This window comes from Frankia casuarinae, assembly GCF_000013345.1.
GTDB classification, from domain to species: domain Bacteria; phylum Actinomycetota; class Actinomycetes; order Frankiales; family Frankiaceae; genus Frankia; species Frankia casuarinae.
In genome coordinates this window covers 4,150,069-4,166,333 of record NC_007777.1, presented here as the reverse complement: position 1 = coordinate 4,166,333, position 16,265 = coordinate 4,150,069, and the positions used below count along the sequence as shown (strand labels likewise).

The 16,265-nt window shown below is 71.7% G+C and carries 13 protein-coding genes; 4 read left to right on the top strand and 9 right to left on the bottom strand.

The window, feature by feature from the left end:
- Positions 1 to 62 precede the first annotated feature (62 nt).
- Positions 63 to 1,844 carry a septation protein SepH gene (gene sepH / locus FRANCCI3_RS17630; protein WP_011437871.1) on the bottom strand — a complete coding sequence of 594 codons (1,782 nt, stop codon included), beginning with the start codon at positions 1,842 to 1,844 and terminating at the stop codon, positions 63 to 65.
- Between the two features lie 264 nt (positions 1,845 to 2,108).
- Positions 2,109 to 2,945, bottom strand: a complete 837-nt coding sequence (gene ppgK, locus FRANCCI3_RS17625; protein ID WP_011437870.1) for a polyphosphate--glucose phosphotransferase — start codon at positions 2,943 to 2,945, stop codon at positions 2,109 to 2,111.
- A 272-nt stretch (positions 2,946 to 3,217) separates the two neighbouring features.
- Between ppgK and moaA the strand changes: the two genes are divergently transcribed.
- Together moaA and FRANCCI3_RS28310 are read left to right on the top strand one after the other, a co-directional pair.
- Complete coding sequence (gene moaA / locus FRANCCI3_RS17620) at positions 3,218 to 4,204, top strand: GTP 3',8-cyclase MoaA (RefSeq protein WP_011437869.1); 987 nt, start codon at positions 3,218 to 3,220, stop codon at positions 4,202 to 4,204.
- The gene (locus tag FRANCCI3_RS28310; protein WP_023840360.1) at positions 4,201 to 5,397 is read left to right on the top strand and encodes an NTP transferase domain-containing protein; all 1,197 of its coding nucleotides are present in this window, start codon (positions 4,201 to 4,203) and stop codon (positions 5,395 to 5,397) included. The genes moaA and FRANCCI3_RS28310 overlap by 4 nt, the downstream gene beginning before the upstream one ends.
- Here the strand turns inward: FRANCCI3_RS28310 and FRANCCI3_RS17610 are convergent.
- The gene (locus tag FRANCCI3_RS17610; RefSeq protein ID WP_011437867.1) at positions 5,361 to 5,783 is read right to left on the bottom strand and encodes a hypothetical protein; all 423 of its coding nucleotides are present in this window, start codon (positions 5,781 to 5,783) and stop codon (positions 5,361 to 5,363) included. The two genes, FRANCCI3_RS28310 and FRANCCI3_RS17610, sit on opposite strands and share 37 nt — an antisense overlap.
- 506 nt (positions 5,784 to 6,289) lie before the next feature.
- Between FRANCCI3_RS17610 and FRANCCI3_RS17605 the strand changes: the two genes are divergently transcribed.
- Positions 6,290 to 7,009, top strand: coding sequence for a hypothetical protein (locus tag FRANCCI3_RS17605; protein ID WP_011437866.1), 720 nt, complete (start codon positions 6,290 to 6,292; stop codon positions 7,007 to 7,009).
- Between the two features lie 2 nt (positions 7,010 to 7,011).
- Entirely contained in the window at positions 7,012 to 9,495 is a 2,484-nt protein-coding gene (locus tag FRANCCI3_RS17600; RefSeq protein WP_011437865.1) for an AAA family ATPase, read from the top strand.
- Here the strand turns inward: FRANCCI3_RS17600 and FRANCCI3_RS17595 are convergent.
- From FRANCCI3_RS17595 to FRANCCI3_RS17570, 6 genes are all read right to left on the bottom strand, one after another.
- Positions 9,455 to 10,807, bottom strand: coding sequence for an MFS transporter (locus FRANCCI3_RS17595; RefSeq protein WP_011437864.1), 1,353 nt, complete (start codon positions 10,805 to 10,807; stop codon positions 9,455 to 9,457). The genes FRANCCI3_RS17600 and FRANCCI3_RS17595 overlap by 41 nt on opposite strands.
- A gap of 118 nt (positions 10,808 to 10,925) precedes the next feature.
- Complete coding sequence (locus FRANCCI3_RS17590) at positions 10,926 to 12,335, bottom strand: acyl-CoA carboxylase subunit beta (protein ID WP_011437863.1); 1,410 nt, start codon at positions 12,333 to 12,335, stop codon at positions 10,926 to 10,928.
- Positions 12,336 to 12,573: 238 nt separating this feature from the next.
- Positions 12,574 to 13,800 carry a beta-ketoacyl-ACP synthase II gene (fabF, locus tag FRANCCI3_RS17585; protein WP_011437862.1) on the bottom strand — a complete coding sequence of 409 codons (1,227 nt, stop codon included), beginning with the start codon at positions 13,798 to 13,800 and terminating at the stop codon, positions 12,574 to 12,576.
- A complete protein-coding gene (locus FRANCCI3_RS17580; RefSeq protein WP_011437861.1) occupies positions 13,797 to 14,045 on the bottom strand; it encodes an acyl carrier protein in 249 nt (82 codons plus the stop codon). The genes fabF and FRANCCI3_RS17580 overlap by 4 nt, the downstream gene beginning before the upstream one ends.
- Before the next feature lie 192 nt (positions 14,046 to 14,237).
- Positions 14,238 to 15,185: a beta-ketoacyl-ACP synthase III gene (locus tag FRANCCI3_RS17575; protein WP_011437860.1), complete on the bottom strand. Its 948-nt coding sequence runs from the start codon at positions 15,183 to 15,185 to the stop codon at positions 14,238 to 14,240.
- Positions 15,182 to 16,213: an ACP S-malonyltransferase gene (locus FRANCCI3_RS17570; RefSeq protein ID WP_011437859.1), complete on the bottom strand. Its 1,032-nt coding sequence runs from the start codon at positions 16,211 to 16,213 to the stop codon at positions 15,182 to 15,184. The genes FRANCCI3_RS17575 and FRANCCI3_RS17570 overlap by 4 nt, the downstream gene beginning before the upstream one ends.
- Positions 16,214 to 16,265: the final 52 nt, after the last annotated feature.

Sequence of the window (16,265 nt, the reverse complement as noted above, 5' to 3'; positions counted from 1 at the left end):
CGTGGTGTCCGTGGTCCTCCATACCACGAACGGGTACCCGTCTCGGACGCCCGGTCGTCTGATCAGGGACGTCGGGCACCGAAGACGATGTCGTCCCATGCTGGCACTGACTTGCGTCCGCGTCGACCGCCTGCCGGACGTTCGTTCCCACGGGCGGTGTTACTCGGGCGTGCCCGTGACGCAGCGGAGGCGCTCGATGTGTCTACGGTCATCTCGTCGGTCCCGTCCGGCGCATCCTCCGTCTGCGCGGAGGGAGCCTTGGCGGGGGCTTCCCGCCGGGCTTCCCGCCGGGCTGCCGTGCGGCGCGCCCCGGGCGTGGAATCTGTGCCGGATCCGGCGGCTCGGGCGGCTGGTGCCGAGGTCACGGCGGCCGCGGCGGCTGCGGCGGCATCGGTGCCCGCTAGCGCGGCCGGTTCGGCGGGAGCGGATCGCGCTGCCGTACCGACGTCTGGGGCCGACGGCTCCGGTCCGGCCGGGGCCGCGGCGGCTGTCCCGCCCCGCTCCCCGCCGGCGACGGGAGGCACCTGCGCCGAGCCCGGGACCGGCAGCTTGGCGGCTGCCCCGGTGGGAGACGTGGCGGATGTCACGGGCTGCGGACCGGCCGGCGCGACGGCCGGTCGGGAATGCACTCCTGATCGTCCGGTCCCGGACGCGGACCCCACCCTGGGGCGGCTGCCGGGAACGCCTCGCCCCGTCGCGGCCGTCCGGCGAGCGACCTCGCCGCGGATCGGTTCGGGCCGGACGGGACGATCCAGGGACTCGGCTTCCTCGGCCCGGGCGGCCTTCCGCTCCACCGCGCGCGGGTCTCCCGGGGCCGCTGGGTCTGCGGACCGGGCAGGTACGGACCAGGGGGTCACGGCTCGGGTGTCCGCGGATCGGGTGTCCGCGACCACGGGTTGCGGTTCGGCCGCCTGGATCGTCTCCGGACGGGTGGGCGACCCGGGCGACCCGGGCGACCCGGGCGCGATCCCACCGCCCGCGGTGTCCCCGGGATACGCGTTATCCCCGGGATATGCGTTATCCCCGGGATACGACGCGGCCGGGTGGGAGGGCAGGGCCGCGGGCGGAGGGTACTGTCGCTCGGGGAGGCCGTGCTGCGGGGCCGGTGTTCCCGGCGGCAGGCCCGATTCCGCCATCGCAGCGACCATCGGCTGGACCGGGGTGGCCGGGGTGGCGGGGATGCCCTGGTCGTGCACAAGGGTGAGCGCTGGCCCCGCCGCCCGCAGCGCCGCCGACGATGATGGTACGGATGACGGTGCGGGCACCGGCGCCGGCTGCTCTGCCGTCTCCGGCGCCACAAGAGTGCGGGCCGCGTCGTCATGTGGGCGCACCCGGCGCACCACCGGATCCCACGTCCAGCGGGCGCAGCGGCTTTCCGAGGTGAGCTGGACGAGCCAGATGCCGTCGACGCGGCGCCACGCGTCCCACTGCGCCGCGGCCGGATTGTCCTGGGCTCCCATCAGCCGCGCGTCGACGACCTCGCCCAACGGCCGTCCCGGCACGCCCCCCGGATCCTTGGGGAGCAGCGCGGCCCGCGCCTCCTGCACGACCCTGGCACGTTCGGCGAGGACGGGACCCTCATAGCGCTCCACCCGTTCCACCGGGATCCCGGCGGCCCTGGCCACCTCCGCCGCGGTCTCCCCGGCGCGCAGCCTGGCCTGGATCTCCCGTGGGGTGAGCGCGCTCTCGGTACGCACCTCGCTGCGACGCACACCGCGCAGGGCCGCGCGCAGCCGGTCGTCCACGGGCACCCGGAACTGCTCGCCGTCCGTCCTGCCGTTCGCGTCGGTGAGCACGAGGTAGCCGCCGTCCTCGCTGAGTGCGACCGCCCGCAGCTCGCGCATGGCGCCTCCTCCTCCGTCGAAGCCGTACCGCTTGTCGCCGTGCCGCGGCGGGCGGACCGTTGCGCCGGACGCGCATGGGAGCGGATGTCAGCATGATGCGTCAACCCGCCTTCGGCCTGTGCGTCCCGGTAGCTGACAGCCTGCCATCGATGGCGTCGGTCGCGGGCGTGGCGGCGGGCGACACGCACAGTCTGACCGTGTTGGGCCTGTTCGGGCAGTCCCGGAACGTCCGGATCCGGGACGAGTGGACTCGCGACCGGTGGATTATGGTCGCCTGCCGCCCGGGGGGCGGGTCGCGGGACCTCGGCGGCGGGCGGGCCGGGCAGCCGGTCGGGGCCGGTTCTGGTCGACCAGGCCGGAGATGGCGGCGCCGACGATGCCTGCCTCGTTCTGGAGTTGCGCGGGGATCACTCGGGTACGCACCTCGAGCTGGTCGAGGTATTTGTCCGCTCTCTTGCTCACCCCACCACCGATGATGATGAGGTCGGGCCAGAGCAGCGCCTCGATGGTGTTGAGGTACCTGGTCACCCGTTTGGCCCACTTCTCCCAGGAGAGGCCCTCGCGTTCCCGGGCCGCATCGGACGCCCTGGTCTCCGCGTCGTGCCCGGAGATCTCCAAGTGGCCGAGTTCGGTGTTGGGCACGAGCTGGCCGTGGAGGAACAGCGCGGTACCGATCCCGGTTCCGAACGTCGTCACGACGACCAGGCCGGTGGTGTCGCGTCCGGCGCCGAAGGTCATCTCGGCGATGCCCGCCGCGTCCGCGTCGTTCATCACGGTGATGTCCACCGGGCCCGTGGCGGCGGCCGACCCGCCCAGCGCCTCGGCGAACAGGGACACCACGTCGGTGCCGATCCAGGACGGGGCGATGTTCGCCGCCGTGAGCGCCACCCCGTTCTTGACCACTGCGGGCAGGGTGGCTCCCACCGGTCCCGACCAGCCGAAGCGGCCAACCACCTCCGCCACGGTCGCGGCCACCGCGGTGGGCTCGGCCGGCTGCGGAGTCGCCAGCCGGAACCTGGGCGCGGCCAGCGACCCGTCCTCGACGTTGACCGGAGCGCCCTTGATTCCGCTTCCGCCGACGTCAACCCCGAAGACCTGCATCGCCGAGCCCTCCCCTACCGATGTTCTGACCTTGCCGACCCCGCCGACCCCGCCGACCCTGCCGCGGTGCCGTGGGCCGAACCGCCGCCCAGTGACCGCGGACGTCCGTCAACCGCACGAGTTGTAGTCTCGCAGGCGATCGGGGCGGCCACGGTCCGACTGCCCACGTCGTGGCCTCTCCGTCCCGATCGCGTCCCGCCGGTGAGTCCGCCGCCGCGTGGCCCGACTCGGGACGAGCCGCGACTCAGACGAACGGCTCTTACCCTGGAGGAATGAGCCTCACCGACACCCATGGTCGCATCGCGACGGACCTGCGGGTGTCGTTGACGGACCGCTGCAACCTCCGGTGTACCTATTGCATGCCGGCCGAGGGACTCGCGTGGCTCCCTGGCGAGCGGATGCTGACCGACGACGAGGTAGTCCGGCTGGTTGGCGTCGCGGTTGGGCGGCTCGGCGTGACCGAGGTTCGCCTCACCGGCGGTGAGCCCATGCTGCGTCCGGGTCTGGTGGAGCTGGTGGCGCGGCTTGCGGCCCTGCGGCCGCGGCCCGAACTGTCCGTCACCACGAACGGTCTGATCCTGGCCCGCCTGGCGGGCCCGCTGCGGGCCGCCGGTCTGGACCGGATCAACGTCTCCCTGGACACGCTGGACGCGGACCGGTTCGTCCGGATCACCCGCCGGGAGCGGCTCGGTGACGTGCTGGCAGGACTGTCCGCCGCCGCCGCGAGCGGGTTCACCCCGGTCAAGGTCAACAGCGTCCTCGTTCGGGGCGTCAACGACGACGAAGCCCCCCGGTTACTGCGCTGGTGTCTGCGGGAGGGCTACGAGCTGCGGTTCATCGAGCAGATGCCGCTGGATGCGCAGCACGCGTGGCGTCGGGACACGATGGTGACGGCCGGCGAGATCCTTGCCTGCCTGCGGGCGGAGTTCACCCTCACGCCGCTGCCGGGCCGCGGCAGTGCGCCCGCCGAGTTGTTCGAGGTGAACGGTGGGCCCGGGCGGGTGGGGGTGATCGCCTCGGTGTCGGCGCCGTTCTGCGCGGCCTGTGACCGGGTCCGGCTGACCGCCGACGGCCAGGTACGTGACTGTCTGTTCGCCCGGCGGGAGAGCGATCTGCGGACCCCCATGCGTGCCGGCGCGGACGACGAGCGGCTCGCGGCTCTGTGGCGGGCGGCCGTGCGGGGCAAGAAGGCGGGGCACGGCATCGACGAACCGACCTTTCGGCAGCCGGACCGGCCGATGTCCGCGATCGGCGGATGACGGTGGCCCGGTCCGGGTCGTATGCCGGTGTCCCCGCGGGTTGGAGTGCCCTGGTGCTGGCCGGGGGTGGGGCGCGCCGGCTCGGCGGCCGGGACAAGCCGGCGGTGATGGTCGGCGGTTCCACCCTGCTCGAGCGGGTGCTGTCCGCGGTGTTGGACGCCGAACGGGTGGTCATCGTCGGTCCCCGGCGCGACCTGGCCGTCGATCCGATTCCGCCTGGTCGGGTGCGCTGGTGTCGGGAGGATCCGCCCGGCGGGGGACCGGTCGCGGCGATCGCCGCCGGCCTTGTCGAGATCACCACACCGTTCGTCGCCGTCCTCGCCGCCGACCTGCCGTTCCTGACCGGCCGGGAGATCGCGCTGCTGCGCCGCGGGGTCGCGGACCCCGCGGCGCAGGCCGCGCTGCTGGTCGACCCGGACGGCCGCCGGCAGTTTCTGGCCGCGGTGTGGCGGACGGCCTCGCTGTGGGCGGCGCTACCCGCCGATCCGATCGGGCGCCCGGTGCGCGGCCTGTTCGCAGACCGTCCGGTGACCGCGGTCCGGGCGCACGCCCGGACCTGCCTCGACTGCGACGAACCGGCGGATGTGGCGCGGGCCCGCAGCTGGGCCGCGGTGGGCGAGCGTGGCCCGGCCCGGCACGATAGGCCTATGACCTCCGCCGATGACCAGCAGCCTGATCACCAGTCGTGGTCCGATCATCGGGCTTCGGCGGATCCGCCGCCCCCGGAGGCCGGACGTCATCGCCCGCCGCCCCCGGAGGCCGGACGTCATCGCCCGCCGCCCGCCGCGGCCGTCGGCTCGGGTGCCGGCAACGTTCGGGACAAGAACGTTCGGGACAAGAACCTCCTGGAGCGGGACGTCCTGGCGCAGTGGGTGTCGGACGTCTGCGCCGAGCTCGGCCTCGACGCGGCACGGATCGACGTGGGCGCCGTCCTCGATCTCGCGCGCGACGTCGCCCACGGGGTCGCGCGTCCCGCGGCGCCACTCACCGCGTTCCTGGTTGGTCTGGCCGCCGGCCGGAACGCGGGCGGTGCCCACGGTGAGGAGGGCGGAGGCGAGGGGGGTACGGATGGTGAGCGGGAGGCCGCGGCTGCGCGCGCGGCGACGTCGGCCGTGCTCGGCCTCCTGGCGCGGGCGCGGGCGGGGACCGGACCCGCTCAGCCCATCCGGCCCGGACCCGCCTCGTCGAGGTAGCCGCGCATGTCGATCGCCATGGTGCGCACCGCGTCCTGGTCCGGCTCCGCGTACTCCTCGCCACGCGCCGACGCCCGCGCGTATCCGAAGGTCAGTCGCGGCAGCACCTGCGTCGGTGTGTCCATCCCGCCCTCCCAGCCGGGTTCGTCCCCGGTGAACGCGGCAGGTCCGGAGGGCAGGTCGCCGGAGGTGGGGGAGGCCGTCACGACGACCCAGTCGATCACGCCGAGTATGAGGATCGCGGCGAGTGCTGGCAGGGCCGCGATCGGGTTCCAGGCGGCCAGCCCCACCAGGACGAACACCGCGACCACCGTCAGTCCGCCGATGAGGTGCCGCCGCGCGGGACGAAGCGCGGGAACCTTACGACCATGCCGATAGTGCGCCATACCGACAGTGTGCCTGGGATGCCGCGTTCGGCCCGACCGTGGCCGCACCGTCCGAGTGCGGCCACGGTGCCTCACCCGGGATGGCGTTTCGCCCGGCCCGGCGCCCGATCCGGCGCCCGATCTGGAGGAGGCGTGCGGTATGCCCGGGGACGTTGGTTCGACCACGGGGGGATCGGGGTATGCCGCACACGCCGATCCGAGGCCCGGGCAGCGGCGTCCACCTCCAGGTTGGCGTTCGTGTTGCCCCGCAGGAAGATCATGACTTATTGTGATCTCCTTGACTCCTGCGGTCACCGAATCGGGGTTCGGCGTGCCGGAGTGGCGTCGGGCACCCGGAGCATCCGACAGCGGAGGGTATGTACTTCCTCTCTTTTTGGCGAAGGTTGCGTAGGTCGACCCCGTCCTGAGTCACACTTTTCGAAGGAAAGCAAAGGACCATGGCCCGGCGCCGCACCATGTGTTCAACCTCGCGAAGCTGGAGGTTCGCCGTGGAGGCTCGACGTCGGATGACACGTCCGCGCCGAAAGTCCGCCCCTGGCACCCTGCTGCTGCTCAGCGTAATCGTCTCGGTGTTCCTCGCCGCCGCTGCCTGCGGCTCGCCGAGTTACGAATACGTAACCAACAAGAAGGACGGCGCGTTTGTGCGTGTCCCGACCGGGTGGAATCACCAGGAGATGCCCGGACCTGCGCTTTTCGGGATCGACGCCCGCAATGTCAGCCCCGAGATGCTGCGCGGTCTCATGTCGCGGGAATGGGTCGTCGGCATCGACGCGGCCCAGCGGTTCGACAACACCCGGCTCCTCGTGCCGGACGCAACGCAGCCGAAGGGGTTCGTCCAGGTTCGCCACCTGCTCCCGGAGGAGGCCAACGCGGTCTCCACCAACGATCTGCGCAACTTCGTCCTCTCCGTCGACGACGCGGTGGCCGCGCAGGAGCAGGCCGTGCGGCAGAACCCCTACGGTGCGCGGCTGACGCCGAACTTCCTGCTACTCGCGGACGAGGTTGTGCACAAGAAGGATGGTGTGCACGGGGTGCACCTCGTTTACCAGGTGCAGACCCAGGCCGGGCTGGTCACCATTGACCAGACGAGCCTGCTCGACAACGGGCAGCGAGTGCTCTACCAGCTGATCCTCGCGTGTTCGTCGCTGTGTTACGCCACGCATGGTCAGCAGATCGGCGATGTCGCCAAGTCCTTCACGATCGAGCCGACGGACCGAGGTCAGTAGTCATGGGCGTGAGAGACCAGGCAGGTGGGACCGCCGACGGCGGGGACCCGAAGCCGAATGCCGCCGGTCTGGCTGGTCCCGACCCCGGTGGCACGGATGCGAAGCCGGCGAGCGCGACCGCCGGCAAGCCACGCCGCCGTCCCCTCGCCTTCTGGGACCGGGTGAAGTTCCTGCTCCTGCTCGGGGCGGTCTTCGTCTTCGTCGTGGCGGCCGACGTGTCCGGCAACCCGTTGATGACGTGGGCCGACTCGATCCGCATCCAGGCCAGGAACAGCTGGTGGGTCCTGGCCCTGCTGGGCGTGGAACTGGTGCACCAGCTCCACATGTTCCTGGGCGAACGGTGGTCGGGCTACTACGTCTTCTGGACCGATCGGGTCTTCGGGCAGGCCGAGCGTCGGTTGCTGCGGCTCAACGACTGGAACCGGTACCGGGTCAGCCGTGCGCTGAAGTGGATCGTCGGGGCCGCGCTCGCCCTGTTCGTCTACGCCCGCCTGGCCGATACCTCGGTCTTCGACGCGATGGTGAACGTCCCCGGCGCCGTCTGGAAGGCCATCCCGGCGGTCCTGCAGATCGTCCTGCTCATGGCCCTCGTCGTCGGCCAGTTCGTCGTGATGTTCTGGTTCCTGTCCAAGGGCGGCGTCGACGTCTACTTCCCCGAGGACATCACTACCCGCTTCGCCGACGTGTGGGGGCAGGACCACGTTGTCAGCCGGGTGAAGGAGAACGTTTTCTACCTGGAGCGGCCGGAGGAGATCGAGAGCCGGGGTGGTCATGTTCCCGGCGGTATCCTGCTCTGGGGGCCACCGGGCACCGGCAAGACCCTCATCGCCGAGGCGGTCGCGGGAGAGACCGGGAAGCCCTTCGTGTTCGTCGACCCGGGTGCCTTCCAAGCGATGTTCATCGGGGTCGGCATCCTCAAGGTGAAATCGCTGTTCCGCAAGCTGCGCAAGCTCTCCCTGCGTTATGGCGGGGTGATCGTCTTCTTTGACGAGGCCGACACGCTGGGGAGCCGGGGTCAGCTCGCCGGGGGATTCGGCCGCGGGGCCGGAACCGGTGCCCGGTCGTGGTTTGCCCGTTCCGGGTCGCCCGCATTCGTCCCGGTGAGCGCGGCCCCGGCGGGACGGGTCTCGGCGAGTGCGTTCCCGACCGGCGCCGGGCGCCGGTTCGCCGGCCGGCCCGGATCGGTGGGCGAGGGCGGTCCGGGGGACCTGTGCAACGGCCTGTCCTACCTGAGCGAGGCGGCCCGCGCGGAGATCACCCGTGAGCAGTTCGTGATGGGCGGGGGCGGCGGCGGTTTCGACGGCACCCTGCAGGCGCTGCTCACCGAGATGTCCGGCCTGAAGAAGCCGCGGGGCTTCCTCAACCGGGTGGTGCGCCGGACGTTGGGCATGCGGCCCAAGCCACCGCCCAAATACCGCATCCTCGTCATGATGGCGACGAACATGCCGCAGTCGCTTGACGAGGCACTGCTGCGCCCCGGCCGCATCGACCGGCAGTACAAGGTGGGCTATCCCAGCAAGGAGGGGCGGATCCGCACTTTCGAGGGCTATCTGTCGAAGGTGCGCCACGAGCTCACGCCGGATCAGATCGACCGGCTGGCCATCATGAGCCCGGAGGCCACCGGGGCGACCATCAAGGACACCGTCAACGAGGCCCTGGTCCAGGCGGTGAAGGACGGCCGGGAGGTCATCACCTGGCAGGACATGCTCCGGGCCAGGGTGATCAAGGAATACGGCCTCGCCGACGACCACGAGCACATCGACCGGGAACGGCACAGCATCGCCCTGCACGAGGCGTGCCACGCCGTCGTCGCCTACCGGATGCAGCGTGGGCGGGTGATCGACCTCGCCACCATCGAACGCCGCGGTGGCGTCGGCGGGTTCGTGGCGCACGTCGCGGTCGAGGACCGCATGTTCATGTGGAAGTCCGAGATCGAGGTGCAGGTGATGGTCTCCCTCGCCTCGCTCGTCGGCGAACGAATGTTCTTCGAGGGGGACAACACCGTCGGTGTCGGCGGCGACCTGCGCAGCGCGACCCTGCTCGTGGCCAACTTCATCTCCTCGGCGGCGATGGGGGAGACCCTGGCCTCGCGCCTGTCCATGCTGGAACAGGAGATGGGTAACGCCTCCATCGACGCCGACCGGCCGTTCGGCGAGCAGGTCGAGGGCAAACTTCGGGAGCTCTATGCCCGTACCGAGGAGGTGCTCGCCGCGAACCGGCGGGAGATCCTGGCCCTCACCCACGCGCTGGAGACCCACAAGACGATCACTGGTGAGGATGTGGAGGCCATCATGGAGGGGTACCTGGGCCCCACCGTCGACGGCCGCCGTTACCACGAGCCCGACTTCCTTGCTGTCGCCGAGAGCTATCATTCCAACGCGGTCCAGGCTCATCGCGGGCAGACCCATGAGCTGCACACGCTCCCCGACCTCGGCCGGGCGGCCGTCAGCCCCGCCGAGGCGGCACCCGGGGCCGGATCGGACTGAGCCGACCCGGGTCCGGGCGCGTGCCCTTCATGGCCGTGCCCTTCATGGCCATGCCTTTCACGGCCATGCCTTTCACGGCCGTGGCCCGAAGGGAGCCGAAGGCGTACAACGCCGCGCCGATGGCCGCACCCGCGGCCAGGAGCAACCCGGCGCGCGCGCCGAAGGCCTGGGCGACCCAGCCGGCGATCGGGCCGCCGACCGGCGTTGTGCCGAGGAACGCGACCGACCACAGCGCCATCACCCGCCCACGCATCGCCGGGTCGGCCGAGAGCTGGACCGTGGCGTTCCCGGTCGAGATGAAGGCGACGCTCGTCGCGCCCAGCAGCACCATCGTCGCGATCTCGAGTGGCAGCGTCGGCGCGGCGGCGGCGAGCAGCAGGATGACACCGAAGGTCATCGCGGTCAGGCTCAGCGCTCGGGGCCCGATCCGGCGGCGGCGGGCGACCAGCAGGCCGCCGACGACCGCGCCCGCCCCCATGGCCGAGGTCATCAGGCTGTACGTGGCCGCGGTGCCCCCGAAGGTCTCCCGGGCCAGGAGCGGCAGCACGACCTGGAACTCGTAGGACAGCGTGCCGATCATCACCATCATGACCAACGGTACGCGCAGCGCCGGCGTGCGGCGCACGTAGGCGAAGCCGGCCCGCAGCTGCCCCGGCGCCCGGTGTATCGGCGGATGATCATACAGCGCTGAGATGTCCATGCGGTGCAGGGCGAACAGGACCGCGCCGAAGGAGGCCGCGTTGATGAGGAAACAGCCGGCGGTGCCCGCGAGCACGATGACGACGCCGGCGATCGCCGGGCCGACGATGCGCGCCGCGTTTATCGCGACCGAGTTCAGGGTGACCGCGTTCGGAAGGTGCTCCGGCCCGACCATCTCCTGGACGAAGCTCTGCCGGGCCGGGTTGTCAATGGCGTTGCACAGGCCGATGAGCGCGGCGGCCACCCCGACCATCCAGAGTTGGGCCGTACCGGTGAGGTCGAGGATGCCCAGTGCCAGCGCGGCGAGTCCGGAGCCCACCTGCGTGCAGATCAGCAGGCGGCGCCGGTCCGTCCGGTCGGCGAGCAGACCGCCGTAGGGCCCGAAGAACAGCACCGGCAGGAACTGGGCGGCGGTGACCAGGCCGAGCGCCGTGCCGGAGGCGCCGAGCGAGAGGACCAGCCAGCCGAGGGCGATGGTCTGCATCCATGTCCCGCAGAGTGAAACGATCTGGCCGCCGAGGAAGAGCCGGAAGTTCGGCACCCGCAGGGCAGCGAACGTGCCACCTGTCGCCTTCGATGCCGAACCGGCTACCTTCTCCATCTGCAGGGTCATACGTGCACCTCCAGGGAGGGCAACGCCGGCCGGCAGATCGTTATTTCGCATCAGGTAAACATTTTCCTCCAGGGTGGACTCTCGTAACAGAATGGCTCTGATAACAGGGATCCGGATGTTACAGGGGGATGTTGCCGTGCACGTTCTTGTCGGGGCGGGAACGGGTCAGTGCGTCGGCGAGGGCGGAGGCAACCGCGCCCCGGGTGGCGGCGGGGGTGACGACCGCGTCGACGACGCCGAGTTCCACGGCGCGGTCGATGCCACCGACGGTGCGGATGTGCTCCTCGGTCAGCTCCGCCAGGACGCTGGGGCGGCGCTGGGCCGGGACCTCGGCGAGCTTGCGGCGGTGCAGAATGCCGACGGCGGCCTCGGCGCCCATGACGGCGACCTGGGCGGTCGGCCAGGCATACACGGCGGTCGCGCCCAGGCTGCTGGCGTTCATCGCGATGTACGCTCCGCCGTACGCCTTGCGGGTCACGACGGTGACGCGCGGCACGGTGCACTCGGAGAAGGCGTAGAGCAGCTTCGCTCCCCGCCGGACCACGCCTTCCCATTCCTGGCCCACACCCGGCAGGTAACCGGGCACGTCAACGAGCACGACCAACGGAACACCGAAGGAGTCGCACATCCGGACGAACCGGGAGGCCTTCTCGGCCGAGGTCGCGTCGAGGCATCCACCACGGCGCAGCGGGTTGTTCGCGACCACCCCGATGGTACGTCCGCCGAGGCGCCCCAGCACCGTCACGATGTTCGGCGCCCACCTCGGGTGGAGCTCGACGGCCTCGTCCTCGTCGTCGAGCACCGCCTTCACGAGCGGGCGCACGTCGTAGGCCCGCCGAGGATTGTCGGGCAGCAGTTCCCCGAGCTCGCGTCCGGTGACGGGGCCGATGTCGCGCTGATCGGCCAGCAGCACCGCGACCGCCCGGGTCCGCTCCACGGCCTCGTCCTCGGAGTCGCAGGTCACGTGCACGACGCCGCTGCGCCTGGAGTGCACGTCCGGCCCACCCAGGCTGTCGGCGGTGCATTCCTCACCGGTCACCGAACGCACCACGTCCGGGCCGGTGACGAACACCTTCGCCCCTGGGCCCATGATGACGATGTCGGTCAGGGCCGGCCCGTAGGCGGCTCCGCCGGCGGCGGCCCCGAGCACGAGCGAGAGCTGCGGGATCCGGCCGGAGGCCCGCACCGTGGCGGCGAAGATCCGGCCGACTCCGTCAAGCGAGGCGACACCCTCCTGAAGCCGGGCGCCTCCCGAGTGCCAAATCCCGACGACCGGGCAGTTCATCCGGACGGCGGACTCGATGGCATGAACGATGCGGGCACAGCCGTCGCGCCCCATCGCGCCACCCTGTACCGTCGGATCTGTCGCGAAGGCGACAACCTCGTTCCCGCCGACAAGCCCTTGCCCGGCAACGACTCCGGACGGGTCGCCGACCGCGAACAGCGACAGGGTGTCTGGATCGAAAAACCGGGCGAGCCGAGCCTGAGGTGTGCGGGGGTCGACTCGGTCGATCGTGGACAGACTCACCGTGCGTCTCCTTGCCTGAGCGGCGTCGGACTGCTTCGCAGGAGGCCGATACGCGACCACCTGTGGTATGCGCCGGCTTCCGCTGGGCACTCGGTCCGGCGACCATGACGCTCGCCGAAACGGCGGGCGGTGCCGCGGCGGCGGTGGGGTGGCCGGCGCCGCCGCGGGTGACATCGGTTGGTGGTGGTGCGGGCGGTGGACGTCTGACCAGCCGACCAGCCGACCAGCCTGCCGACGGTCAGGCGGTGAAGGCCAGGCAGATGTCGTGACCGCCGAACCCGAACGAGTTCGACAGCGCGGCGCCCGGGCGGATGGTCCGGTTGTCGATCCGCACGACGTCGAGCGCGATCTCGTCGTCGAGAGCGTCGAGGTTGCGCGTCGCGGGAACCAGGTGCTCCCGCAGCGCCAGGACGCTGAACACGGCCTCTACCGCGCCGGCGGCACCGAGCAGGTGCCCGGTGGTCGACTTGGTCGACGTCACCGCGATCTCGTCGATGTGGTCACCGAAGGCGCTGCGCAACGCCAGCGCCTCCGCCGCGTCACCGGCGGGGGTGGACGTGGCGTGGGCGTTGACGTGGACGACGTCACGGGGTTCCAACGAGCCGGACCGCAGCGCCGCCCGGATCGCCCGGGCCGCGCCGGCGCCGGTCGGCTCCGGCGCGGCGATGTGGTAGGCGTCCGAGCTGATGCCGGCGCCGGCCAGGGTGCCGTGGACCCGGGCACCGCGGGCGGCCGCGTGCTCGGCCGCCTCGAGGATGAGGATTGCCGCGCCCTCGCCGAGCACGAAGCCGTCCCGCGCCTTGTCGAACGGACGGGAGGCGGCCTCGGGTGCGTCGTTGCGGCGGGACAGCGCCTGCATCTGCGCGAAGCCGGCCATGGTCAGCGCCGAGATCGCCGCCTCGGTACCGCCGGCGATCACGACGTCGGCGCGCCCGGCCCGGATGATGTCCAGCGCCAGCGCGATGGCCTCCGAGCCGGAGGCGCACGCGCTGACCGGGGCGTGCACCCCCGCCTTCGCGCCGAACGCCAGGCCCACGGTGCTGGCCGGGCCGTTCGGCATGAGCATCGGCACCAGGTGCGGGGATACCCGCCGGGGGCCCTTCTCCCGGATCACGTCATGCTGGTGGAGCAGGGTGAGCACGCCCCCGATCCCCGAGGCCACACACGCGGCGAGGCGTTCCTGGTCGACCTCGGGTGAGCCCGCGTCAGCCCACGCCTCACGCGCGGCGGTCAGAGCCATCTGCTGGCTGCGGTCGAGGGTACGAGCCTCGACCCGACCCAGCGGCGGCTCGACCGCCAGCGGCGCGGCGATATGGACCGGGAGCTGCTCGACCCAGCCCTCGGTGAGACGCCGGACGCCGGAGCGGCCCGAGAGCAGACCCTCCCACGTCGAGGCGACATCGCCACCGAGGGGAGTAGTAGCCCCGAGGCCGGTGACGACGACCTGCCTGGGGGGCGTGGTCACGCCGCGACACCTGCCCGCTGGATGTAGGAGACCGCGTCACCGACGGTCTTGAGGGTCTTCACGTCGTCGTCCGGGATCTTCACCCCGAACTTCTCCTCCGCGGCGACGACCACCTCGACCATGGACAGCGAGTCCACGTCCAAGTCGTCGATGAAGGTCTTGTCGGCCGTCACGTCGGCCGGGTCGACACCGGCGACCTCTTCGAGGATGACGGCGAGACCGGCGAGGATGTCAGCTTGGGACATGATCGTTCCTCCTGATGGGATGTTGTCGGTCGGTGGCGAGTGGTGCGCGGGGCTGCCGCGTACCAGCGCGGAAGCGTGGGCGCCTGGATCAGGGGCGCGGTCGGGCTGATGGTCATCGGACGCCTCGCCGCAGTGCGGTGCGGGACGGTCGCGGTGCGGTGTCGAGGGTTGGTCGAGGGTTGGTCGAGGTTGTCAGGGGCAGCGCACGAGCTGCCCGCAGTAGGTCAGGCCGGCACCGAAGCCGAACAGCAGCACCGGGTCTCCCCGGCGGATCTCGCCGCTCTCCAGCAACCGGCTGAGTCCCAGCGGAATGCTTGCGGCGGAGGTGTTGCCGGCATCGACCACATCGCGGGCAACGGCAGCGTTCGTGGCGCCGATACCCGTCACCAACGCTTCGACGATCCGCAGGTTAGCCTGATGCGGAACGATACCCGCGAGGTCCTCGGGTGCCACGCCGGCCTGCTCGCAGATCTGGCGGAGGACCGGGACCAGGGAGATCGCCCAGCGGAACACCGCCTGGCCCTCCATGCGGAAGGAGTTGTCGCCGTAGCCGGGAACCTGGATCGTCTCGGGCCGGGATCCGTCGTGCCCCCAGACCGCCGGGCCGATCTCGTTGGTCTCCGCCGGGCCGATCACGGCTGCTCCGGCACCGTCGGCGAGCAGGATGCAGGTGCTGCGATCGTCCCAGTCGGTGTAGTCCGACAGCCTTTCGGTGGCCACCACGAGCACGTTGCGCAGGGTGCCAGCGCGCACCATGTCGGCGGCCGTCGACACCGCGTAGCTGAAACCGGCGCAGGCGCCGTTGATGTCGAACGCCCCGGCCCGGCCGGCCCCGATGCGATGGGCGATCTGCGGACCGGCACCCGGGATCTGGGAGGGAGAGGTACAGGTCGCCCCGATCACCAGATCGATCGAGTCGGCGGTGAGGCCGGCGGCGGCGAGCGCCTTCTCCGCGGCCGCGGCGCCCATCGCGACGATGGTTTCCTCGTCGTCGGCGATGCGCCGGCTGGCGATGCCGGTACGGGCCTGGATCCAGGCGTCGGAGGTGTCGACCCGTTGGGCGATCTCGTCGTTGGTCACCACCCGGGCCGGACGGTAGACGCCGAGGCCGAGCATGCGGGCACCGGTCAGCTCGGTCATGCCTGCGCTCCCACCAGGGCGTCGTCCGTCGTCGAGCCCGGTGGAGTTCCGGGGGTTGGGTCCGCCAGGCTTGCCGGGACCGCGCTCAGGAGTTCGGCGCCGAGGTACTCGGCGACCAGCTCGCGGGCCGCGGGCAGGTCGTCGGGGCTCTTCACCGCGTGGATCGTGACACCGGGCAGTTCCCGGCGGGCGATCCCGGCGAGAGCGCCGGCCGGGGGGAGTTCGATGACCGCACCGACCCCGAGATCGCGCAGCGTCGCGAGGCACAGGTCCCACCGGACCGGCGCCGCGACCTGGGCCACCAGCCGGCTGATCAGCTCGGCCGGGTCGGTGACGATCGCCCCGTCGGCGTTGGACAGCGCGGCGGCCCGCGGTACCCCGGGCCGGAGGCCACCCGCGACCGCGGCCAGCGCGTCGCGCGCGCAGGACATGTGCCGGGTGTGGAAGGCGCCGGCGACGGACAGGGGACGCAGCCGGACACCCGCGGGCGGCTCCGCGGCGAGCCGGGCGAGGTCGCGGGCGGTGCCGGCGGCGACGATCTGCCCGGCACCGTTGCGGTTGGCTGCGGTCAGGCCGAGTTCACTCAACCGGGCGGCCACCGCCTCGGGATCACCGCCGAGCAGCGCCGTCATGCCGGTCTCGACCCGGGCGGACGCCTCGGCCATCGCGCGTCCCCGCAGGGCCACCAAGACGAGGGCCTCCTCGGCAGTGAGGGTGCCGGTGAGGGCCGCGGCGGTGATCTCGCCGACGCTGTGACCGGCCAGCACCAGGGTGTCCGGTCCGACCGGGGAGGTGACCGGCAGCCCGAGATGTTCGGCCGCGATCAGCCCGCTCGCGACGATCAACGGCTGGGCGATCGCCGTATCCCGGATCGTCTCGGCGGGCGCCTCGCACCCGGCTTCGAGCAGGTCGATCCCGACTGCGGCGGACCACCAGCGCAGCCGTTCTTCCGCCCCCTCGAGACCGCGCCAGGCGCGGAGCTGTCCGGGGGTCTGTGCACCCTGGCCGGGCGCGAGGATCGCGAGCACCTGTTCACCTAACCCCTCACGAGGACCGGTTGTCGCTGGCGGCCACTCACCG

Excerpts from the sequence above, each read along its gene's own strand:
- FRANCCI3_RS17575 (WP_011437860.1), bottom strand. The coding sequence starts at position 15,185 with ATGACCGAGCTGACCGGTGCCCGCATGCTCGGCCTCGGCGTCTACCGT.
- FRANCCI3_RS17580 (WP_011437861.1), bottom strand. The coding sequence starts at position 14,045 with ATGTCCCAAGCTGACATCCTCGCCGGTCTCGCCGTCATCCTCGAAGAG.
- FRANCCI3_RS17605 (WP_011437866.1), top strand. The coding sequence starts at position 6,290 with ATGACACGTCCGCGCCGAAAGTCCGCCCCTGGCACCCTGCTGCTGCTC.
- FRANCCI3_RS17610 (WP_011437867.1), bottom strand. The coding sequence starts at position 5,783 with ATGGCGCACTATCGGCATGGTCGTAAGGTTCCCGCGCTTCGTCCCGCG.
- FRANCCI3_RS28310 (WP_023840360.1), top strand. The coding sequence starts at position 4,201 with ATGACGGTGGCCCGGTCCGGGTCGTATGCCGGTGTCCCCGCGGGTTGG.
- FRANCCI3_RS17600 (WP_011437865.1), top strand. The coding sequence starts at position 7,012 with ATGGGCGTGAGAGACCAGGCAGGTGGGACCGCCGACGGCGGGGACCCG.
- FRANCCI3_RS17595 (WP_011437864.1), bottom strand. The coding sequence starts at position 10,807 with ATGACCCTGCAGATGGAGAAGGTAGCCGGTTCGGCATCGAAGGCGACA.
- moaA (WP_011437869.1), top strand. The coding sequence starts at position 3,218 with ATGAGCCTCACCGACACCCATGGTCGCATCGCGACGGACCTGCGGGTG.
- sepH (WP_011437871.1), bottom strand. The coding sequence starts at position 1,844 with ATGCGCGAGCTGCGGGCGGTCGCACTCAGCGAGGACGGCGGCTACCTC.
- ppgK (WP_011437870.1), bottom strand. The coding sequence starts at position 2,945 with ATGCAGGTCTTCGGGGTTGACGTCGGCGGAAGCGGAATCAAGGGCGCT.